The 21972-nt window shown below is 50.5% G+C and carries 21 protein-coding genes; 20 read left to right on the top strand and 1 reads right to left on the bottom strand.

The features are described from left to right. Window positions 1-5 precede the first annotated feature (5 nt). The 17 genes from dacB to prmA all read left to right on the top strand — a co-directional run bounded on the left by dacB (window position 6) and on the right by prmA (window position 18333). Window positions 6-1457: a D-alanyl-D-alanine carboxypeptidase/D-alanyl-D-alanine-endopeptidase gene (gene dacB, locus Q0090_RS06715; protein ID WP_297949013.1), complete on the top strand. Its 1452-nt coding sequence runs from the start codon at window positions 6-8 to the stop codon at window positions 1455-1457. Window positions 1458-1485: 28 nt separating this feature from the next. Continuing rightward, window positions 1486-2076, top strand: coding sequence for a nicotinamide riboside transporter PnuC (gene pnuC / locus Q0090_RS06710; protein ID WP_297949009.1), 591 nt, complete (start codon window positions 1486-1488; stop codon window positions 2074-2076). Between the two features lie 9 nt (window positions 2077-2085). Next, window positions 2086-3234 carry a HAMP domain-containing sensor histidine kinase gene (locus tag Q0090_RS06705; RefSeq protein WP_297949005.1) on the top strand — a complete coding sequence of 383 codons (1149 nt, stop codon included), beginning with the start codon at window positions 2086-2088 and terminating at the stop codon, window positions 3232-3234. Further along, a complete protein-coding gene (folB, locus tag Q0090_RS06700) occupies window positions 3227-3586 on the top strand; it encodes a dihydroneopterin aldolase (protein ID WP_297949002.1) in 360 nt (119 codons plus the stop codon). The genes Q0090_RS06705 and folB overlap by 8 nt, the downstream gene beginning before the upstream one ends. Window positions 3587-3903: 317 nt before the next feature. Continuing rightward, complete coding sequence (pyrH, locus tag Q0090_RS06695) at window positions 3904-4614, top strand: UMP kinase (protein WP_297948995.1); 711 nt, start codon at window positions 3904-3906, stop codon at window positions 4612-4614. Window positions 4615-4644: 30 nt separating this feature from the next. Further along, the gene (frr, locus tag Q0090_RS06690) at window positions 4645-5208 is read left to right on the top strand and encodes a ribosome recycling factor (RefSeq protein WP_297948993.1); all 564 of its coding nucleotides are present in this window, start codon (window positions 4645-4647) and stop codon (window positions 5206-5208) included. 103 nt (window positions 5209-5311) lie between these two features. Continuing rightward, window positions 5312-6265 (top strand): ribosome small subunit-dependent GTPase A, encoded by a 954-nt coding sequence (gene rsgA, locus Q0090_RS06685; protein WP_297948989.1) that lies wholly within the window; start codon window positions 5312-5314, stop codon window positions 6263-6265. 72 nt (window positions 6266-6337) lie between these two features. Continuing rightward, window positions 6338-8548: a ribonuclease R gene (rnr, locus tag Q0090_RS06680; protein ID WP_297948987.1), complete on the top strand. Its 2211-nt coding sequence runs from the start codon at window positions 6338-6340 to the stop codon at window positions 8546-8548. 16 nt (window positions 8549-8564) lie between these two features. Further along, complete coding sequence (rlmN, locus tag Q0090_RS06675; protein WP_297948984.1) at window positions 8565-9584, top strand: 23S rRNA (adenine(2503)-C(2))-methyltransferase RlmN; 1020 nt, start codon at window positions 8565-8567, stop codon at window positions 9582-9584. Between the two features lie 91 nt (window positions 9585-9675). After that, entirely contained in the window at window positions 9676-10776 is a 1101-nt protein-coding gene (locus Q0090_RS06670; RefSeq protein WP_297948981.1) for a DUF4831 family protein, read from the top strand. 49 nt (window positions 10777-10825) lie between these two features. Further along, window positions 10826-12382 (top strand): peptide MFS transporter, encoded by a 1557-nt coding sequence (locus Q0090_RS06665; RefSeq protein WP_297948979.1) that lies wholly within the window; start codon window positions 10826-10828, stop codon window positions 12380-12382. 389 nt (window positions 12383-12771) lie between these two features. Further along, window positions 12772-13512, top strand: coding sequence for a (Fe-S)-binding protein (locus tag Q0090_RS06660; protein WP_297948977.1), 741 nt, complete (start codon window positions 12772-12774; stop codon window positions 13510-13512). After that, complete coding sequence (locus Q0090_RS06655; RefSeq protein WP_297948975.1) at window positions 13509-14879, top strand: LUD domain-containing protein; 1371 nt, start codon at window positions 13509-13511, stop codon at window positions 14877-14879. The genes Q0090_RS06660 and Q0090_RS06655 overlap by 4 nt, the downstream gene beginning before the upstream one ends. An 8-nt stretch (window positions 14880-14887) precedes the next feature. Then, window positions 14888-15475: an LUD domain-containing protein gene (locus tag Q0090_RS06650; protein ID WP_297948973.1), complete on the top strand. Its 588-nt coding sequence runs from the start codon at window positions 14888-14890 to the stop codon at window positions 15473-15475. Window positions 15476-15680: 205 nt separating this feature from the next. Further along, a complete protein-coding gene (locus Q0090_RS08005) occupies window positions 15681-16055 on the top strand; it encodes an IS30 family transposase (protein ID WP_366136524.1) in 375 nt (124 codons plus the stop codon). Window positions 16056-16321: 266 nt separating this feature from the next. Beyond that, entirely contained in the window at window positions 16322-17311 is a 990-nt protein-coding gene (locus tag Q0090_RS06645) for an Ig-like domain-containing protein (protein ID WP_297948971.1), read from the top strand. Between the two features lie 134 nt (window positions 17312-17445). Then, entirely contained in the window at window positions 17446-18333 is an 888-nt protein-coding gene (gene prmA, locus Q0090_RS06640; RefSeq protein ID WP_297948969.1) for a 50S ribosomal protein L11 methyltransferase, read from the top strand. An 82-nt stretch (window positions 18334-18415) separates the two neighbouring features. On the opposite strand, the gene Q0090_RS06635 is transcribed toward prmA, so the two are convergent. Then, the gene (locus Q0090_RS06635; protein WP_297948967.1) at window positions 18416-19873 is read right to left on the bottom strand and encodes an aminoacyl-histidine dipeptidase; all 1458 of its coding nucleotides are present in this window, start codon (window positions 19871-19873) and stop codon (window positions 18416-18418) included. Between the two features lie 55 nt (window positions 19874-19928). On the opposite strand from Q0090_RS06635, the gene Q0090_RS06630 reads away from it, so the two are divergent. The 3 genes from Q0090_RS06630 to Q0090_RS06620 all read left to right on the top strand — a co-directional run bounded on the left by Q0090_RS06630 (window position 19929) and on the right by Q0090_RS06620 (window position 21918). Then, window positions 19929-20141 (top strand): hypothetical protein, encoded by a 213-nt coding sequence (locus tag Q0090_RS06630; protein WP_297948964.1) that lies wholly within the window; start codon window positions 19929-19931, stop codon window positions 20139-20141. A gap of 32 nt (window positions 20142-20173) precedes the next feature. Then, window positions 20174-20809: an OmpH family outer membrane protein gene (locus tag Q0090_RS06625; RefSeq protein WP_297948963.1), complete on the top strand. Its 636-nt coding sequence runs from the start codon at window positions 20174-20176 to the stop codon at window positions 20807-20809. An 89-nt stretch (window positions 20810-20898) separates the two neighbouring features. Then, complete coding sequence (locus tag Q0090_RS06620; protein ID WP_297948962.1) at window positions 20899-21918, top strand: DUF805 domain-containing protein; 1020 nt, start codon at window positions 20899-20901, stop codon at window positions 21916-21918. The last annotated feature ends 54 nt before the right edge of the window (window positions 21919-21972 follow it).

Below are 21972 nucleotides of genomic sequence, written 5' to 3'. Positions count from 1 at the left end.
CCATTATGGTTTTACGAAATATCTTTTTTCTACTCCTTGCGGCGCTCCCCTTAGGGCAGTCTGCTGCTCAAGGGTTTGCTCCTAATCCCCTTGCCTTGGCGCGTGTGGATAGCTTGGTTCGTGCGAGCGAAGAGTCCGGAGTTGCGCGTTATTCTTTCGCGGTGCAGGATGTGAGTCAGGATACACTTTGGGCTGCCTATCGCCCCGAGGAGATGTGTACTCCAGCCTCCATTACCAAACTGTTTACTGCGGCTACGGCACTCGAGTCGCTGGGGGCGGACTATTCTTTTTGTACCGAATTGTACATGGAGGGAGAGCTGAAAGGTGGAGTGCTCTACGGCAATCTACTTGTGATAGGGAGCGGAGACCCCTCTATCGATTCTAAGTTCTTTGAGCAAGACAAAGAGCGCTGGCAGCAGAGTGTACTCCAGACCGTACAGGCAAAGGGTATCCGCAGAATAGAGGGGAATATCGTGATAGATGCCTCTCGCTTCGAGCGCATGGGCATTCACCCCCGTTGGGCTCCCGATGATCGTGGGGACTACTACGCCGCAGGGGTGTATGGCTTCAATTTGTACGACAATTGGCTCGATCTCTATTTCGCAACCGGGGGTGTAAAAGATAGCATCCGCCTTGTAGGTACCTACCCCAAAGGGGTTCAACTCACGCTCGACAATCGCCTAAAAGTAAACTGCAAAACGCAGGGTTGGGAGGGAGATGGTACCAACCTTGTAGAGCATCGCACGCTATTGGGCACGCTCCCTTGCAATAGAGAGAGTGTGCGTGTGGCTATAGATCTTCCGCATCCACCTCTGCATGCAGCTCGTTTGCTTCGTGCTACACTTGAGGGGCAGGGTGTTGAAATCTTGGGGCAAGAGGAGGCGCGTTTTGAGTCTTCCTCTCATCCTCGTACTCTGATAGGGCGTTACTACTCCCCCTCTTTGAGGGATCTTTGCCGAGAAATGAACTACCGAAGTCTCAATCACTATGCCGAAGCACTTTTCAAAGCCCTTGTAAAAGAGAATGGGGCCACTAGTGAGCAGGCTTGGCTTCGGGAGCAGGAGATCTTGAGCAGCTTGGGCGTACGTCTCTCTCCAAAGGCGCATCTCTACGATGGCTCGGGGCTCACTCGTGCCAATAGACTATCTGCCCAAGATATGGTAGCTTTGCTCGTGGGCGTCTCTACTAAGGCTCGTGGGAATACGCTTGATGCCTTTGCCCAATCGCTCCCCAGGGTGGGCCGGGAAGGCACGGTCAAAGGTTTTATGCCGGGAACTTCTCTTAAACTTTACTGCAAAAGCGGATCTATGAGAGGGGTGCAGACCTATGCCGGGTATCTTTACTACCAGAGGCGGGTGTATGCTGTAGCCCTTCTGGCCAATGGTTGTGCCAATAGAGCAAAGGTGCGCGGGGTGATGCAGCAATATATCGAGGGGCTCTTCCCTCCCAAATTCTAAGTATAAATCCCTAACCCTTTCACTTCTTGTGGACTATATTCAGATTATCGAACTTGTAGCAGCTGCCCTCGGGGTACTCTACCTTGTACTTGAGGTAAAGGCAAGTATGTGGCTCTGGCGGGTGGGGGTACTGCTCCCCTTGTTCTATATTTATATCTCATGGCAGAGCAAGGTGTACGGCAATATTATTGTCAATCTTTACTACCTCATTACCTCTATTTGGGGCTGGTGGCTCTGGGCAAGGCAGGGAAAAACTACGGAAGACGAAGGGGCAATTAGGAGTTTTGTACGGCAACAGCGAAAAAATCGGGTGCTTACTCTCGCCGCACTTCTTGGGGGAGTCGTGGCTTTGTCCTGTGCTCTGTTGCCTCTTTTTGCCTACCTGACGGATAGCCCCTATCCCCTATTGGATAGCATTGCCACCTGCTGTGGCTTTGTGGGGATGTGGCTATTGGCGAAGAAGTTCCTAGAGAATTGGTATTGTTGGATTGTCTCCAATGCGCTCTATTGTACGCTCTACTTCTTACAGGGTTTCTACATTACGGCCGCTTTTTTTGTCGTCTATACGGTTCTGGCCATTGTGGGGCTTATTCGCTGGAGTAAGCAAGCTGTACTCTAACTTTGCAGTATGAAGCATTATAGTCTTTCCCTCAATATCTTGCTGGCTCTCCTAGCTATTGCGGTGGCTACGCTGCCTGTGGTGCTATCGCAGCAACTGCACCGCAAGATGGTGGCGGACGAGCGAGCCAAAATGGAGTTGTGGGCGGAGGCAACGGAGGGGCTCGCTAGTGATGGTGAGCAGAATGCCCTCAATCTGATGCTCCATATCATACAAAGCAATGAGACCATACCTATACTCCTCGTGACCGATAGGGATTCGATTGTCTCTTTTAACAACATTTCTATTCCGGAGGGGCGCGATACTTCGGTGTTCCTGAGTCGTTATTTGGCTCAAGTGCGAGGAGGCTATCCGCCCATTGCCATAGACTTGGGTGCGGAGGGGTACCAATATCTCTACTATTCGGATAGCTCTACGCTGGAGAGTTTGACGCTCTTCCCTTGGCTGCAGGGCGTTGTTTTCATCCTCTTTGTCGGCATCGTGATTATCGCCGCCGTGTGGGCAAAGCGCAATGCACAAAACCGCCTTTGGGTAGGCCTCTCGAAGGAGACGGCACACCAGCTGGGTACGCCCATTTCGTCTCTCTTAGCATGGCTCGAATTGTTGCGGGCTGAGGGCATTGCAGAAGAGTCGCTTGTGGAGATGGACAAGGATGTGGAGCGCTTGCAGACCATTGCGCACCGATTCCAAAAAATAGGGTCGGAACCCCATTTCGAACGATGCGACCTTGCCGAAGAGGTGGCTGCCTCCGCTCGCTATATTTCCACGCGCATTAGCCGTGGGGTCACCCTCTTTTACGACTTCCCCTCGGAGCCGCTGCCGGTTATGCTTATCCCTGCTCTGTGGAGCTGGGTTATAGAGAATCTCGTGAAGAATGCCGTCGATGCCATGCAGGGTAAGGGAGAAATCACCATTGCCATAGAGCGTAGGGGCCATGTCGCCCTTATTGATATAACCGATACGGGTCGCGGTATCGCTCCTCGCCATCGCAGGCGCATCTTCAATCCCGGATTCACAACCAAGAGTCGCGGATGGGGCTTGGGCTTGTCGCTGGCTCGCCGCATTGTCGAGACCTATCACCATGGGCGTATTACGCTCTTGCGCAGTGAGGTCGGTATTGGCACCACATTTCGTATAAAAATCCCTCTTAATGACTAGTAAAATCTCGCTCAATGCCATGCGTTTCTATGCCTACCATGGCGTACTCCCTCAGGAGAAAAAGGTGGGCAATTGGTTCTCTGTAGATTTGGAGCTATCGGTCGATCTCGCTCGTGCTGCGCTCTCCGATCAACTCCAAGATACGCTTAACTATGCCGAGGTGTATGCGGCTGTGGAGGAGGAGATGGCTATCCCTTCGGAGCTGCTGGAGCATGCTGCAGGGCGTATCTTGCGGCGTATTCGTGGGCAGTTCCCCCAAGTGGAGGGGATTATGGTACGGCTGACGAAAGAGTATCCTCCCTTCAAAGGTCAAGTGGGAGGGGCTAGTGTCACCCTCTCCGAAGGCGTGTAGCTGCTCCGTCGCTCTCCTTCTCTTTTTCTTACCTTGTGTGACTTCGTGGACGAAGTCCGGTGTCTTTTGAATTTTTTCCACCCAAAAAACGAGGAAAGTATTGGGTGAAAAATTTCCCCTTTTCAGCCAAAAAAGAGGGGCATTTCTGCCCAAGAAAAATTTTTGTTTCGGGCAGAAACGGAAAAAGTTTTACCCTGTGGTTTTTTCTCCATCCAATTGATTCGCTTTCTACCTGCAATCTGTACCGTCTGCTACGTTCCCTTTGGGCAGAAAACAATTGCTATCTTTGTGGCATATAATTGTAAGAGAAGAAAGCAATGCAGAAACCCCGAAGAGTACTACTAAAGTTGAGCGGAGAGTCGCTCGCCGCCGGTTCCGGTCATGGTATAGATGATGCAAGACTGGCCGCTTATGCCCAAGAGATCGCTCAAGAGGCAGCCCGTGGTTGCCAAATAGGTATCGTGATAGGCGGAGGCAATATCTTTAGAGGAATGAGTGGCGCCGCACGTGGATTCGATCGAACGACGGGCGACCAAATGGGGATGCTTGCCACCGTAATCAATGCACTCGCTCTAGGCTCAGCCCTCAAGGCTATTGGCTGCAAGGCTATCGTATACACGGCTATTCGCATGGAGCCGGTGGCTCGCTTCTACAGTTCGCATGAGGCAATAGAAAAGCTAGAAGAGGGATATGTGGCTCTCTTCGCCGGTGGTACGGGTAATCCTTTCTTCACAACGGATACTGCTTCTGCCCTACGTGCGGTGGAAATCAAGGCAGACTACCTACTCAAAGGCACGCGTGTGGATGGTATCTATACTGCCGATCCCGAGCGAGACCCAACAGCGACACGCTTCGACGAAATAACCTTTGACGAAGTCTATACACGCAATCTTAAGGTAATGGATCTTACCGCTATGACCCTCTGCAAAGAGAACAATCTCCCGATTATGGTGTTTGATATGGATACCCCCGGCAACCTATCCAAACTACTCGGTGGAGACCCGATAGGTACCCTTGTACATAACTAACAAATACACATTCCCCCAACAATAGAAAATATGAGTGACGTAAAGCAATATCAACAGCAGGCAGAAGCAGGGATGCAAAATGCCATTGAGTACCTCGACGAAAAGCTCGCACACATACGTGCCGGCAAAGCCAATCCCAAGATACTCGACGACATTATGGTGTCTTACTATGGCACGATGACTCCCCTCAATCAGGTCGGTACCGTGACCGTACCCGATGCCCGTACTATCGTTATTACACCTTGGGAGAAGAAGATTATCAAGGATATTGAGAAGGCCATTATCGACTCTCCCCTTGGGATCATGCCCGAGAATAATGGCGATCTTATCCGCATTGGCATTCCCCCTCTTACCGAAGAGCGTCGTAAAATGCTCGTAAAGCAGGTAAAGGGTGAGGTAGAAGAGGCAAAAATAAGCGTGCGTAATGCGCGCCGCGATGCCATAGATGCCGTTAAGAAGAGCGTAAAGGCAGACGGTACTCCCGAAGATGTGGCCAAGGATGCCGAGGCAGCTATCCAGAAGCTCCACGATAAGTATATCTCTCGCTGCGACGAGCTTTTCGCCGCTAAGGAGAAAGAAATCCTTACCGTTTGATTTAGATCTTAGAGATGCAACGGCGGGGCAAGAGGCTTGAAGCCTTCCTCCTATGAGGGAACTTTAGCCCCCGAGGCTTCTTCTCTAACGTCTAACAATTAGAATGACAGGGCTCGTACTTCGCTGCGTTGGCAATCTGTGTCGAGTACTACTCGATGGTGACGGAGGAGAGTGTGATGCTCTCGTTAAGGGGAATTTGCGGCTCAAAGGGATCCGCTCTACCAACCCCGTAGTAGTGGGGGATAGGGTAGAGTTGCAGCCTACTCGGGAGGATCTAGAGCACCCCTACTACATTACTGCGATCTGCCCTAGGCGTAACTACATCATCCGCAAGGCTTCCAACCTCTCTAAGGAGTCGCATATACTTGCGGCCAATATAGATGTGGCTTTGCTCGTGGTTACGATGATACAACCCGAGACAAGCTTTACTTTTGTCGATCGTTTTTTGGCAACAGCGGAGGCGTATGATATCCCCGTTGTTTTGCTTTTTAATAAGATAGACCTCTACGGAGAGGCGGAGAATAAGCGGCTAGCCGAGTGGCAAGCGATTTACACTCCCTTGGGGTATCCTACCCTCTCCATCTCGGCAACCGAAGGGATAGGTCTGGAGGAGGTCTGGAAGCACATTGCCGGGCGTATTGTGCTCCTCAGCGGGCACTCCGGAGTGGGCAAGAGTAGTCTTATCAATGCCCTGCTCCCCGGCTCTTCTTTGCGTACCCACAGCATCAGTTTGGCTCATGGTACGGGTATGCATACCACTACTTATAGCGCTATGATTCCCCTTGCTGCAGAGCGTGGTGGTGGGTATCTTATCGACTCTCCCGGCATCAAAGGTTTTGGCACGTTGGAGATGAATGAGCGCAACGCACATCACTATTTCCGGGAGTTTTTTGCCCTAAGTGAAGGGTGCCGATTCGGTAATTGTACCCACATCAATGAGCCTGGGTGTGCCGTCTTGTCCGCTCTAGAGCGAGGCGAGATTGCCCCCTCACGTTACGTGAGTTATTTGGGTATTTTGGGGGATGAAGAGGGCGGTAAGTATCGCCCGGAGCAGTGATCTTTTTACCGATTCTCCCCCTCTCCTTCCCTCTCTCTTACTGAGAGGGGCAGAGTAATATGACAAAGCAATATGAAAAAGAAGTCAACAAAATCTACAACGACATCCGGACGGCGCAAAACAGTAGCGCGCAAGTCGGGTACTAAACGGCTTGCACGGAATAAGCGTCTCTCGGGTCATAAGATTGTGGATAGCATCATAGATTATTTTACTCGCCACCCTCGCGAGGTGGTAAACTACAAGTCCGTAGCCGCAAGTCTGGGCTTTACCACCATGTCTGAGAAGCAATTTGTGGTGCGTACGCTGGAGTCTCTCGTAGAGCAGGGTATGCTCACACAAGTGGAGATTGGGCGTTACCGCTACCAAGTGGGCGCCGAAATGCTGGAGGGCGTCTTCGAGTCTCGCCGGAATTATTGCGTGGTGGTGCCCGACGATGAGAGCCCGGAGGTTATCATTTCTGATAGAAATAATCCGGAGCATGCGCTGGCGGGAGACCGAGTGCGCGTGGCTCTTTTCCCGCTCAAGGCGCGCCGCACTCGCACGGGGCAGGTAGTGGAGGTCTTGCAGCGCCGCCGCTCTACCTATGTAGGTCGTGTGGTGATTACGAAAGGTTTTGCCTATCTGCATACCGAAGATCGTGCCCTCGATAGCCGCATCCTGCTCCCCCGAGAGGCGTTGGCAGGGGCTAAAAACAACGACAAGGCCATTGTGCGAATCGTACATTGGGGCGCACGAGAACCCGAGCCTACGGGCGAAGTGGTAGAGGTCTTGGGAGCAGCCGGGAACAACAATACCGAGATGCATGCTATCCTGGCAGAGTACGATCTCCCCTATTCCTACCCCGAAGAGGCCGAAGAGGCTGCGCGTCAGATCCCCTCAGAGATCCCCAGTGAGGAGATGGCAAAGAGGGAGGATTTTAGAGAAGTCTTCACGCTTACCATAGACCCTGCCGATGCCAAAGACTTTGACGACGCCCTCTCGTGGCGTAAGTTAGAGGGCGGCCTTGTGGAGGTAGGTGTGCATATTGCGGACGTAAGCTACTATGTAACCCCGGGGAGCGTGATTGACAAGGAGGCTTATGAGCGAGCTACAAGTATCTATCTTGTAGACCGTACGATCCCCATGTTGCCGGAGCGGCTCTGTAACGATTTGTGCAGCCTTCGCCCCAACGAGGTGCGCCTTGCCTTCTCGTGTGTATTCGTGCTTAACGAAGTGGCTGAGGTGCAGTCGTATCGTATTGGGCGTACCATCATAGAGAGCAACCGGCGCTATGCCTACGAAGAGGCGCAGCAAGTGATTGACACGAAGGAGGGCGACGATGCCGAGGTTATCCTCTCACTGCATAGTCTCGCACAGCTCCTTCGGAAGCGTCGCTTTGCCCAAGGGGCAATCAACTTCTCGAGTCAGGAGGTACAGTTTGTACTCGATGCCGAGGGGCGTCCTGTAGATGTAATGGCTCGCCCTCATGGCACAGCCAACGAACTTATTGAGGAGTTTATGCTCCTTGCCAATAGAACGGTCGCTACCGAGTTTGGCAAAAAGCAACGCAATAGTAATGGGGACGCCAAGACCTTTATATACCGCATCCACGACCTCCCCGATGGGGATAAACTGAATCAGATGGGGGCGTTTATTCGTCGCTTTGGCTACCAGTTCAAAAACGCTACCGAGGCTAGCGCCATTAGCAAGAACCTCAATGCCGTGATTGAGGCTTCGCAAGACAAGCCCGAGGCAACACTCATCCAAACGATGGCTGTACGCACGATGGCTCGAGCTGAGTACAGTACAGAAAATATCGGGCACTACGGGCTGGCTTTTGAGTATTACACCCATTTTACTTCGCCTATCCGCCGTTATCCCGACCTTTTGGTGCATCGTCTTGTTGCGCGCTACATGGCAGGCGAGGGCAGTGTGCCGCAAGCCGAGTACGAGGCGTATGCTCAACATTGTAGCGATCAGGAGCAAGTGGCCGCCAAAGCCGAGCGAGACTCCGTGCGTTACAAGCAGGTAGAGTATATGAGTACGCGCTTAGGCAAAGTATTTGATGGGGTTATCTCCAATGTGGCGGAGTGGGGGTTCTATGTGGAACTAACCCATTCGCATTGTGAGGGGTTAGTGCCGATGCGACTTCTTAATGACGACTTCTACGACTACGACGAGAAGAATTTTGCCCTTGTGGGTCGGCGGTATAGACGTAAGTTTACCCTGGGAGATACGGTGCGCGTACGTGCCATCCATAGCGACTTTGAGCGTCGGCAAATCGATTTTGAATTGGTAGATTAGCCCCCTTTCACTCTGTATGATTACCCTATTAGGGATGCTACCCGAGGAGCTTACCGGCTTTGCTCTCTCCATAGGGATGCCTAAGTTTGCAGGTCGGCAGTTGGCAGATTGGATCTACAACAAACGCGTCACATCCTTTGACGAAATGACCAATATCTCCCTTCGCCACCGCGCTTTGCTGCAAGAGAAAGCAACGATAGGGCGAAAGGCTCCTGTAGCACGAGCCGACTCCAAAGACGGTACGCGCAAGTTCCTCTTTGCCGTGGGAGATGGGGCGCAGTACGTGGAGAGTGTTTACATCCCCGAGGGGGATCGGGCTACGCTGTGCGTCTCCTCCCAAATCGGATGCAAGATGGATTGCCTCTTTTGTATGACCGGGAAGCAGGGATTCAAGGGTAACCTTACCCCTGCCGAGATTGTAAATCAAATCCTCTCCATACCCGATAGTGACAAGCTTACCAATATCGTTTATATGGGAATGGGGGAGCCGCTCGACAATGTGGAGGCCGTACTCAAGAGCATTGCCTGTCTTACGCATCCCTCGGGGTTGGCCATGAGCCCCAAGAGAATCACGTTATCGTCTATCGGATTGGAACCGGGGCTTTCTAAGTTCTTGGAGCAATGCTCTTGTCACCTTGCGATTAGTTTGCATAATGCCCTCCCCGAGGAGCGACTCTCGATGATGCCCATAGAGCGAGCCATGCCTATAGAGAAAACGATAGAGACGCTCAAGCAGTATAACTTCTCGGGGCAGCGTAGACTTACTTTTGAGTACATCGTTTTCGGGGGGCTTAACGACGATATCGCCCATGCCAAAGCACTCCTGCGGCTTATCCGTCCTCTCGAGTGTCACATCAATCTGATCCGTTACCATCGTATCCCTAATGTGGCTTTGCCCTCTTCCCAAGAGGAGCGAATGCAACGCTTTGCAGACTATCTCAACGGGGCGGGAGTACCTACAACGATACGAGCTTCGCGAGGGGAAGACATCGCCGCCGCCTGCGGAATGCTCTCGGCACAGCATCAGACGAAATGAGCCCTTTAGAGGGGTGTGAAAAGAGATTTTTTGTCATAAAGGCTAGCCAATATAAGGGAATTGATTAGTTTTGTTCTCACGAATTTGGCAAATGGTAATCATGCATAAGGCTTTACAGCAACTCGCCCTCTTGGTGGCATTCGTCGTTTTATGTCCTACGATGGCGTGGGCGCAAACCGATGTCGTGCGCTACTCCGCTACCGAATACCAAGACCGAGGTGTTGTGTACTACCTGCCTAAGAGCCAGTTGGATATTGCTCTAAGGGTTGTAAAGACAACGGTGACTCCGGGAGAATTTTCGGAGTATGCCCCGCTTCTTCTTGGGCAGAAAGTGGCTACCGAATTGACCGTATCGTATGAGATTGAGTCGGCAGAAGTTCGTTCGTTGGGAGTCCCCGACGAAAACTATAGTTACCTGGTGGAGTTTAAGGCAGCACAGCCCTATAGCTACGTCTCGCTGACCAAAAATGGAATACTATCGGGTATCAACGGCTATTCTATGCCCCTACAAGAGGAGGTTGCATCTCCGCCGTTTGCCCCTAGGCAAGAGGGCGTAGATCCCTTGCTCCCTCGGGAGTTCGCTTTGGCTACATCGCGTGCCAAGAAGGCTCAAATTGCCGCCAATCATCTTTTTTCCCTTCGTGAAGATCTTATGAGTCTGCTCTCGGGGAAGGCCGAGTTTGCCCCCCGTGAAGGAGACGCCTACACCTTAGCTGTTTCTCGCCTTGAGGGGCAAATTGCAACAGTGGAGCGTCTTTTTGTGGGGACAACGGAGAGAGAATCCCTTACGCAACACTACAAAGTGGAGCCGGAGGAGGAGATAAACCACCGCACCATCGCTCGCTTTTCTCCCGTCGTGGGACTACTGCCTGCAACGAGCCGTGAGGGCGAAGCGATTACCCTAGACCTGAAGGCAACGCGGCGAGCCCCCTTGCTCTCCCCCGAGGAGCTGGCAAAACAGGAGCGGAAGTTGCATGGTATCATATATAACTTGCCGGGGAGTGCTACTGCTCGGCTCCATAAGGGCTCTCGCCTTCTTGCCGAGGCGGAGTTGCCCATTACTCAGTTTGGCACGCGGGCTTCGCTCGCTAATCAGATTCCGAAGAGCAAAGACAATATCTTTTCCATCCTCTTTGATACGGATACGGGGGCTTTGCTTGGTATCAATCCACTAGCAATGCCCATGCCATAGGGTACGTGTAAATACAAAATCATTAATCATATTAATCCTAGTAACCAGTATGTTCAAAAATCATCCGAAAGGACTTGTAGCGGCAGCCCTTAGTAACATGGGGGAACGCTTTGGCTACTACATTATGAACGCAGTGCTACTGCTATTCCTCTGCTCCAAGTTTGGGTTGGACGACACCACGAGTGGTGTGATCTACTCTGTCTTCTACGCATTGATCTACATCCTCAGCCTTGTTGGGGGGATTGTTGCCGATAGAACGCAGAATTATAAGGCAACGATCATCTCAGGTCTTTCCGTTATGACGTTGGGGTACGTCTTGATCTCTATCCCCATCATGTCTACATCCGACAACATCAGCTGGCTGCTCCCCTTCACTTGCTTTGCTCTGTTGCTCATCGCATTTGGTAATGGGCTTTTCAAGGGCAACCTGCAAGCCATTGTGGGTCAGATGTACGACGACTTGGAAACCGAGGCTGCCAAAGAGGGAGAAGAAGCGCTCCGTCTTGCTAAGGGTAAGCGCGACTCCGGATTCCAGATTTTCTACGTTTTCATCAACATCGGTGGTCTCATTGCTCCCTTCGTTGCACCTCTTTTGAGAAGCTGGTGGCTCGGAGTTCATGGCTTGACTTACAACGCAAGTTTGCCCGAATTGTGCCATAAGTTTATCAATACCGGTGGCAACTTGGTAGGACAAGATTTGGACAATATCACCAAGTTGGTTTCCGAAGTTGGTGGATCTGAAGTTACTCTTGAATTCTGCCAAAGATACCTAGACATCTTCAACGCCGGGGTGCACTACTCGTTTATTGCATCGGTTGTTGCTATGCTTATCTCTATGGTGATTTTCGTTGTAACAAAGAAGCAATTGCCTAATCCTACTAAGAAGGAAGCACAAAAGGCAGTAGACTATACACCCGAAGAAAAGGCTGCTATGGCCTCTGAGATTAAGCGTCGTTTGTATGCTCTCTTTGCTGTATTGGGTGTTGCCATCTTCTTCTGGTTCTCTTTCCACCAAAACGGACAATCACTCTCTGTTTTTGCTCGCGACTTTATCGTAACCTCTTCTATTCCCCCCGAAATTTGGCAGGCTGTGAATCCCTTCTTCGTGATTGTACTCACACCGATCATCATGGCCATCTTTGGGGCGCTCGCACGCAAGGGCAAGAGCATCTCTACCCCTCGTAAGATTGCTATCGGTATGGCTATCGCTGCCATTGCCTATGTATTCTTGGCCATCTTGTCTATGATCCAAGGATTCCCCTCGGGCGACGAATTCCGCGCAATGGACCATACGGCTCAAAATGCCATGAAGTCCGGAGCATGGGTGCTCATCGTTACCTATTTCTTCCTTACGGTGGCAGAGCTCTTTATCTCGCCTCTAGGGTTGTCGTTTGTATCTAAGGTGGCTCCCAAGCACTTGCAGGGTTTGTGCCAAGGTTTGTGGCTCGGTGCAACTGCCATCGGTAACCTGCTTATTTGGATTGGCCCGTTGATGTACAACAAGATCCCCCTCTGGCAGTGCTGGACAGTATTTGCTATTGTCTGCCTCATCTCTATGGGAATCATGTTGGCCATGGTTAAGTGGCTTGAGCGTGTAGCTCGCTAATCCCCATCCTATTTCTCTTCATTGAGAATGGCCCCTGCCCTCCGTATGTGAGAGGCAGGGGTTACTTGTTTCAGGGGGTGCGGCTCTCTGCCAACGTAGAGCCCCTGCATTTCTCCTTCGTCTGCAGCCTAATTTCTCTTGAGATATAGGCTGTTTTTTATTCCGATTCTGACTGAGAAATCGCGAGATTTCACCCTGCAACGACGGACATTTCTGGGCGGATTCTAACTTTTTATTGGCGGAAAATACTTCTCTATCCGCACCATTATTGCAACACTTTTGCTACTTTTGGGTGCCTTTATAGGCGAAGATTTTTTGGAAAGCAGGCGGAGAGTTCCCTCCAAGAGTGGTGATGGAGCTTTCTTTTCTGAGAGAGAAGAGTTATACAAATGAAAGTAGGATTATTTATCCCTTGCTACGTCAATGCAGTCTATCCTCAGGTAGGTATTGCTACCTATAGGCTGTTAGAGTCCTTGGGCTTAGACGTGCATTACCCCCTAAACCAAACCTGTTGTGGGCAACCTATGGCGAATGCAGGCTACGAGCCTAAAGCCCGTCACTTGGCAGAGCGATTTGAGGAGCTTTTTGCCTCTCACGATGTAATCGTTGGGCCATCAGCCAGCTGCGTTGCCTTTGTAAAGGAGAATTACCCCCACATACTCCACGAGGGAGACCATCGGTGTCAGGCTCCAGGGAAGATTCGTGATGTGATAGAGTTTTTGCATGACGACCTTAAAGTGACCTCGCTGCCCTCACGTTTCCCACACTGTGTAAGTCTGCATAATAGTTGTCATGGCGTGCGAGAGTTGGGGCTTTCTACCCCGAGTGAGCGCAATGTTCCCTATCAAAATAAAATACGCAACCTACTAGAGCTGGTACAAGGCATTGCCATTGTAGAGCCTAAGCGCATAGATGAGTGTTGTGGCTTCGGGGGTATGTTTGCCGTAGAAGAGCCAGCCGTTTCTGCCTGTATGGGGCGAGACAAAGTGCGGGATCACATGCAGACAGGTGCCGAGTACATCACCGGTTCGGATAGTTCGTGCCTAATGCACATGCAGGGAGTAATAGATAGGGAGCAACTATCCATCCAAACCATTCATGCCATTGAGATATTAGCAGCAAACCTATGAGTACATCACATGCAAAGGCTGCGGCTACGTTTCTAGAGAATCGTCCGCGTGTAGCTTGGCACGACCAAGCCCTATGGTTCGTACGAGAGAAGCGGGATAAGATGAGCCATGCAGTGCCCGAGTGGGAAGAATTACGCCAAATGGCGCACGACCTAAAACGATACAATATAACGCACCTTGCCGAGCTACTGCAGCAGTTTGAGGCGAATGCACAGAAGAATGGAGTAGTGGTACACTGGGCAGCTGATGCGGAGGAGCATAACCGCATTGTGCACGAGTTGCTACAGAGCCACAAGGTGCATTGCCTAGTCAAAAGTAAGTCAATGCTCTGTGAGGAGTGTGGGCTTAATGAGTACCTTCTAGAGCGAGGGATTGACGTGGTAGAGTCTGATCTAGGGGAGCGTATTTTGCAGTTAATGCACGCTAAACCTAGCCATATTGTACTCCCAGCTATCCACATTAAGCGTGAGGAGGTAGGCGAGCTATTCGAGCGAGAAATGGGCACGGAAAAGGGTAATTCAGACCCTACCTACTTGACCCATGCTGCCCGTAAAAATCTCCGTAACTACTTTCTACATGCCGACGCAGCAATGACGGGCGGCAACTTTGCTGTGGCTTCTACGGGAGAGGTGGTCGTCTGCACCAATGAGGGGAATGCCGATATGGGTATGGCTTGTCAGAAGCTCAATATCTGTTCGTTTGGTATAGAAAAGGTCGTTACCAACCTATCAGCCCTAGGGGTTTTCACACGATTGCTGGCACGTTCTGCCACGGGACAACCCACTACTACCTACACATCCTCTTTCCGTACACCCCAGAAGGGGGGCGAGCTGCACTTTATTATCGTGGATAATGGGCGCACTGAGATGCTTGCCAATCGAGAGCACGAGAAGATGCTTCACTGTATTCGTTGCGGTGCTTGCATGAATACGTGCCCTGTGTATCGCCGCTCAGGAGGCTACTCTTACAGCTACTTTATCCCAGGGCCTCTGGGTATAAATCTAGGTATGCTGCGTGACCCCAAACGCTATAGTGGCAATGTATCTGCCTGTTCGCTCTGCCTCTCGTGCAGTAATGTTTGCCCCGTGAAGATAGACTTAGGGGAGCAAATCTACCGATGGCGGCAGCAGATGGATGCCCTAGGAGTAGCCAATCCCGAAAAGAAATGGATGTCAAAAGGGATGAAGTTTCTTATGGATGCACCCTCGCTTTTCAACACAGCACTCCGTATGGCTCCCATTGTAAACAAGATGCCTCGTCCCCTAATTTACAATAGGCTTAACGCTTGGGGAGAGGCTCGTGACCTGCCTAAATTTGCCCGAGAGTCTTTCAATGATTGGTGGAAGCGTACGCACAAGACTAAATAGCATACCCTATGGACAGTAAAAGCAAGATACTAGATAATATACGCCGCAATAGCCCACAGGCGGTACCCTACCCCGATATAGAGCATTTTGTAGCCGTTGCATACCCCGATAAGGTAGAGCAATTTATCCAGATGGTAGCGGCTGTTGGCGGACGGGCAGAAGTGTTGGCTCCCGATGCTGATATAGCGGCTACCATACAAGCACTTTACCCTGAGGCAACACGCTTCATAAGTAATTTAGAGCTGCCAGGGCTGCCTGTAACGCACCCCAAAGAGGTGGCTACTGCCGAGGCTATGAACGGTACCGATGTCACCATTCTAGCCTCTCCCTTGGGCGTTTGTGAGAACGCGTGTCTTTGGGTAGAGCAGACAGAGGAGTGGCGTGCTCAGTTCTTTATCTCGGAGAATTTGGTCTTTATCGTAGAGCGCACAGCCCTTGTCAATAATATGCACGAGGCTTATAAAAAGGTAGAGGAGATGGCACCTCGTACTCCCTATTCAGGCTTTATTAGTGGTCCTAGTAAGACAGCCGATATAGAGCAAGCCCTTGTAATGGGGGCGCATGGAGCCAGAGGCGTTGTGGTTTTGATTCGCTAAGGACGCTCCTTTTTATCCTATAGAAAAAGGGTGTACAGCCAATAGTGTCCTAAACGTTTTTGGCGGGCGATGGGTGTAAGATAGCTGTCAAGCGAGTCAATCGCCCCTTGACATTTGCGGTAAAAACGGGGGTATCCCCCCCTATGCTATTTCGGGCTTGTCTGGAGGTGGTGAGAACGGCTCATTTATCCACTGAATTGAAAAGTTGCCTAATGGCAAGAATGCCAAGTCGTTGGCTCGGGTCGTCAATCGGAGTTTGGCTTACTTCAAGAGGATGGGATTGTTGTATTCCATAACGACGGACAACGGATCGGAAATTATGGCTTTTAGATCCATTGAGAGGGCACTCCGTGTTCCCGTCTTTTTTGCCAAACCCTACTGTTCTACAGACAAGCCCCATGTTGAATTGCTCAACAAACTCATTCGACAATACATACCCAAAGGAACTTCGTTCAAAGACATCGATGACAAGCAAATACGAAATATCAGGAGACTCCTAAACAACAGACCGGGGAAAAGTTTGGACTTTAAATCCCCGAATGAAGTACTAGCATTACTTTTGTCATACCGTTGCACTTGATGCTGGAATCTGCATTGGAGAAGTATTTGTCCATATAAAAATAAATACTATCTTTGTCTCGTAAAGAGGACCGACCATGGACACAACGGTGAAAAATACAACGCAGCCCTCGTACACAAATTAAATAATAGGAAGAAGAGTTTTGTGCTCTAAGAATTGATATTTTCATCCTCTTTTCTCCGAGCATTCTCCCCCTCGAGGTATCGGAGGAATAGAGGCGGAAAGATAAAATAGAAATAGATTAATCACTTAAAACTACAAGTACTATGAACAAAATGAAAACATGGATGTCCCTACTGGTTACCGTAGCTTCGCTCGCTTTGATGGGTGTGGCTTGCTCTGGATGTGATCCTAAGAATGGAGGTGGTAACGATCCGGATCCTAATGGGGCGACAGGAATTACCCTCAGTGCCACTGAGATGACCCTCATGGTCAATGAAACTAAACAACTCACGGCTGTACTCAATGCCGAGGCCAAAATTAAATTTGTTACTTGGTCTTCGGACAACGAGAGTGTTGTTTCTGTTACCCCCGATGGTACCATAGCGGGGATATCAGAGGGGAAGGCAAAGATCACAGCTTCTGCCGGATCTGCTCGTGCCGTGTGTAAGGTACAAGTAAAAGGAGTGAAGAAGCTTGAGCCTATTGATGTTACAATGACCGGAGAAATAGATCATGAAACGCACACTCCTGGGCAAAGTGGCTCAGTAAGCTTCAATCGTTTCCCTGCCTCTGTTGCCGAGTTCAAGGAGGTGCGTGAGAAAATCGGGAAGGAGCCTCAGGGCGCTGTAGCTTTGGAAGTTATGGCTATGGAAATGTACCGCCGCGATCGCAATGTTGGTACTGAATGTCTTAAGTGGTGCAATACGTCTACCAACACGAATGCCTGCCTAGGGCAACTTAAAGAGACTTTTGGCAAGGATGTAAACTATGCTCGTCCCTATCAGATGGCTGCATTCTTAGAGGGAGCTACTCCAGACAATGGCTATAAACCTAATGAACCCTACACGGTAACAATAGATGTTCGTGAGAATAGACCTTACGAATATTCGAAGATTTACCAGGCAAATGTTCTTACTTTCTGGATTCATTGTGGGGGTGCAAGGTCTGGTACAAAGAGGAGTATTCAAGTCGTTAAAACGGCGAAAAAAGATGAAGTGAGCAAGGACCCATATTTTGTTGTTTTTAATTGCCCTGATCTCTACACTCAAGTGGAAGAGGTTAGTTTTAAGACTCCTTTTGAAGGCCTGAAGTAAGGATTTACCACTCTAGGGGGGGGAGAAAGCCTTTCCGGAGAGGGTGGTTTTAGTAGACGGGAAACCGAGAAGAGCGCTTCTTTTGCTCCTATCGGTTTCCCTTTTTGTCTCTTTCTGTACTTTTGTGTCCCAGGATGAGATACAAACAATACACTTTTACCTTGAGCCACGAGGCCCATGCTGCCGAGTGGGACGCCTCGATTTATCTTCCAATTCTGAGCCAAAGTCTGGCAGATATTGGCTTCGAAACCTTTGAAGAGTACCCCGAGGAGGGACGTCTCATAGGCTATGTGAGTGAACGCTTTTTCGCCGCTCTCCCTAGCGAAGGTGTGTGGTCTTTGGAGTTTCTCCCCTTGTCTTTTACCTATACTTCTTTGGATTGTGCCAGTGAGAATTGGAATAGCCGTTGGGAAACGGAGAGCTTTACCCCGCTGGCTCTGGGTCAAGAGTTGTATGTGCGGGCGCCCTATCACACCCCCTCGACTGCCGTCCGTGAGTTGCTGCTAGAGCCGCGTTGTGCCTTTGGTAGTGGGGCGCATCATACAACGCAGATGATGCTCTCCCTTCTTCTTGAGAAGCGCTCGTATCTTGTTCATGCACGTGTGCTGGATGTAGGGTGCGGTACCGGGGTCTTGGGGATTGCTACAGCCCTCTTGGGGGCTGATTGTGTCGCTTTTGTGGATATTGACGCCACAGCCGTAGAGAATGCCCGGCATAATGCGGAGCTGAATGGACTCACCATCCCCTGTTCTTTTTACGAAGGAATACTAGAAGAATTGGTCTTGGGCGAACGCTCATTTGACTGCCTTGTAGCCAACATTCACCGCAATATCATACTGCACGACCTGCCTCGATATAAAACACTTTTGTCCCCCGGAGGCCTTTTGTTGGTGAGTGGGTTCTATGCCGGAGAAGACGAGCAGATCATCACCACCGCCCTAGAGCAGAGCGGTTTTGCTCCTAGAGGACGAAAAGAGAGTGGCGAATGGGTGGCTCTCTCTTTTGCCTCCCCTTGTTGCTGATGTAAACGAAATGACCCCACAGCAACAGAACATTGCTATGGGGCCAACAATTGGATTCAGGTGAGAAGTCTTTCCCGGATGCTTATGCTTCGGGGATGTTCTTCAGTACCTCTACAAGGTGACGCCAGAATAGGTCTACGGTGGCGATCTCCATCTTTTCTACGGGAGAGTGAACGTCGCGTAGCGTAGGACCAAACGAAACCATATCTAGGTAGGGATATTTGCTAAGGAAGAGTCCGCACTCTAGCCCTGCATGGATCGCCTTAACGGCAGGTTCTTTGCCAAAGAGCCTCTTGTAGGCATCCACCGTAACCTTGAGGATGGGCGAATCCGTATTGGGGCTCCAACCGGGATAGCCGTCGCGTACTTCCACTTCGGCTCCGCTCAATTCGAATACAGCCTTTACCATATTACCAACATCCGTCTTGAGGGATTCGCTAGAGGAGCGTTGGCTCGTTTCTACGCGGATCACGCCCTCTTCTTTCATCTTGATAGAGGCGAGGTTGGTAGAGGTTTCTACAAGACCTTCGATGCTGTGGCTCATGCCCATCACGCCGTGGGGGCAGCTGTAGAGCCCCAAGATAAGGCGACGTGTTGTATCGGCATCCACAACGTGGGCGGGAGCATCCGCTGTATTTACCGTGATCTTAACGTTAGGATCTACGGCTTTTAGCTCTTGACGAACATCGCCGTCAAGCTCATTGATAATCACGCTGAGGGCTTCTTTTTGATTCATGGGCACCCCGATTACGGCAGTTGCCTCGCGAGCGATGGCGTTGTGTAGGTTGCCGCCGTCGATATGTGCAAGCACCATGGGCATCTTTTCGCGTACAGCGTAGAGTGCGCGTGTGATGATCTTGGTGGCAGCGCCAAGCCCTACATGGATGTCACCTCCTGAGTGTCCCCCCTTGAGCCCACTCACCTTGACGGTAGCATAGTAGTACTCTTGGGGAGCCTTTTCTTGGGTGTATTTGTAGTAAGCCATTGTACCCATACCTCCGGCGCAGCCGATAAACATTTCGCCTTCGTCTTCGCTGTCGAGGTTCAGAAGAATGGTACCTTTTACAAAGCCGGGGGCTAGGTTCATAGCACCGGTTAGGCCGGTTTCTTCGTCAACGGTGAAAAGACATTCAATAGGGCCATGCTCTAGCGTATCGTCTGTTAGTATCGCCATTTCTGCAGCAACGCCTATTCCGTTGTCGGCGCCCAGTGTTGTACCATCGGCGCGCACCCAGTCTCCGTCGATGATGGTGCGGATGGGGTCGTTGTCGAAGTCGTGTACGGTGTCGTTGTTTTTCTCACAAACCATATCCACGTGGCTCTGAAGAATTACCGTCTTGCGGTTTTCATATCCTTTGGAGGCAGGCTTGCGAATTACGATATTACCGGCAGCGTCTTGATCGTATTCTAGTTTGTGCTCTTCGGCAAACTTCTTGAGAAAAGCAAGGATCTTTTCTTCTTTTTTGCTGGGACGAGGCACTTGGGTAATTTGGTGGAAGTAGCCCCATATTGCAGAGGGCTTGAGTTCAGTGATGTTCATAGCGTTTCTCTATGTTCTATTTATACTTATCTTTGTGCTACAAATATAGAACAAAATGCCGATAATACTGATAATTGCCCTCATAATCGTGCTCTTGGCAGTGCTTCTTTTGGGGGTTCGTGTCTTTTTTATTCGTGGGGGCAAGTTCCCTAGTACGCACATAGAAGCAAATAAGGCGCTCAGGGAGAAGGGAATCCATTGTGTCAATAGCCAAATGGAGAGCGAGGCACGCCGGAAAAATCTTTTCGACCGCATCGATGCCGAATAACAAATAGGAAACAGATAGATTAGACAATCCTCATGCAATCATTCAAACAAGCCCTAGTGGCCTCTTTTGTAGCTCTTGCAATACTCGCCTTGGGTACTGCGTGTCAAAGTAAAAATGGAAATGCCAACGTGTCGGACTCATTGGCTTCTCCAGCCTCAAACGCCCTTAAAATTGCCTATGTAGAGCTAGACTCGGTGCTCAACAACTACGAGCAATACACCGAGATGAAGGCCACTCTTGAGAAGAAGAGCAACGATAGTCGTGCTTCGCTTACGGCTAAGATGAATAATCTACAGCGTGCCGGAGCTAACTTCCAGCAGAAGTTGCAGAGCAATCAATTTGCCACCCGCGAAGCTGCCGAAGCCGAGCAAGCTCGCCTTATGAAGATGCAACAAGAGTTGGAGACCCTCAATGCCAATCTGTCCGAGCAACTCATGAAGGAGCAGGAAGCCGCCGAAGAAAAACTCTATAAGACCATCAAAGAGGAAATCGCCAAGATGAATAAGGATTGGGGTTTCGACTTGATCCTTTCTAACGTAAAGGCCGATAATATCCTCTATGCAGCCGATGGGCTTGATATTACCGCACGTGTAATTGAGGAGCTTAATAAGGCCTACAAAAAGGAGACTCCCGAGGCAACTCCCAAAAAAGAAGAGGCAAAGAAATAGGAGTTTCTTTCCTGCTCCCGAGCTCTTTTGTATTGAGCTTCCGTTCTCTCCCCCTCACCGAAATATCCTCTTAACTCGCATTATTAAGTATGGAACGCACCTATTACATCTTACGCAACAACCAGCAAGAGGGCCCTTTTACGCGTCAGGAAATTGTGCAAATGGCCCTGCCCGATCATACATTGCTATGGAGTGAGGGGTGGACTCGCTGGCAACCGCTCTCCGAAGTGGGAGATTTTGTGTCGCCGCAAGGGGCTGCGGATCTTCCACCGGCCATCCCGGGGATGGATTCGGCAGAGTCTGTTCGCAAGTACCATTTGGCAAACCTGCGTGAGCCTATCGGGATATTCACGCTCGAAGAGTTGCGTCGAGATCCTTCTCCGCTAAAGCAAACAAAATGGGTTTGGTACCAAGGGCTTGCCGAGTGGATTGCCTTGGATCAGGTGCCCGAGATAGAGGCCCTACTTGCCTCACAGTGCGAAGAGGGGAGTGCAACGCCCCCTCCGGTTCGTCCCTCTGTGGCCACTCCGCCGTCCTATCGTGGGGGTGCGAACTTTTCCCAAGGGCCCAGCTACTCCAATCCTATGGGGGCAGGAGCCGGATTTCAAGGGCGAGTATCCGCTCCCGATCCATCGCTTTGGAGCTGTTTCGTAGGCTGTCTCACCAAGCGTTTTGCGCAATTCTCCGGGCGAGCCAGACGACGAGAGTTCTGGGGATTTGTGCTCTATTCGCTTATATTTAGCTATCTGGTTCAGTTCGTTTCGAACCTCTTTGTCTTCCCAATCTTCCTGTCCGATGTTTTTGAGGATAGTCTGGCCGATGCCTTTGTAAGTGGCGGTGTAATGGGCGTGTATGGGGCGATCTTTAGTAATCCCGGCTTCCTTGTCTCTTATGGGCTTGTTACGTTGGTGTCCCTATTCTTCTTGATTCCCTCGCTGGCTGTCTCTGTGCGTCGTTTGCACGACATTGGCAAGTCGGGTTGGTTCATCCTGCTTACGCTTATTCCCTTGGTGGGCTCGATTATTTTTATCGTCTATGCAGCCCAAGAGGGAGAGCCGCATGCCAACCAATACGGAGAGGATCCCAAGGCGCCCCAAACGTCTAATTAAGATGCGATTTATAGGGGTATAGATAGAGTCTTAATACCCTATGCTCTCACAACA

This window comes from uncultured Porphyromonas sp. (assembly GCF_938023125.1).
In the GTDB taxonomy this organism is placed as follows: Bacteria; Bacteroidota; Bacteroidia; order Bacteroidales; family Porphyromonadaceae; genus Porphyromonas.
This window is presented reverse-complemented; position numbering and strand designations above follow the sequence as displayed.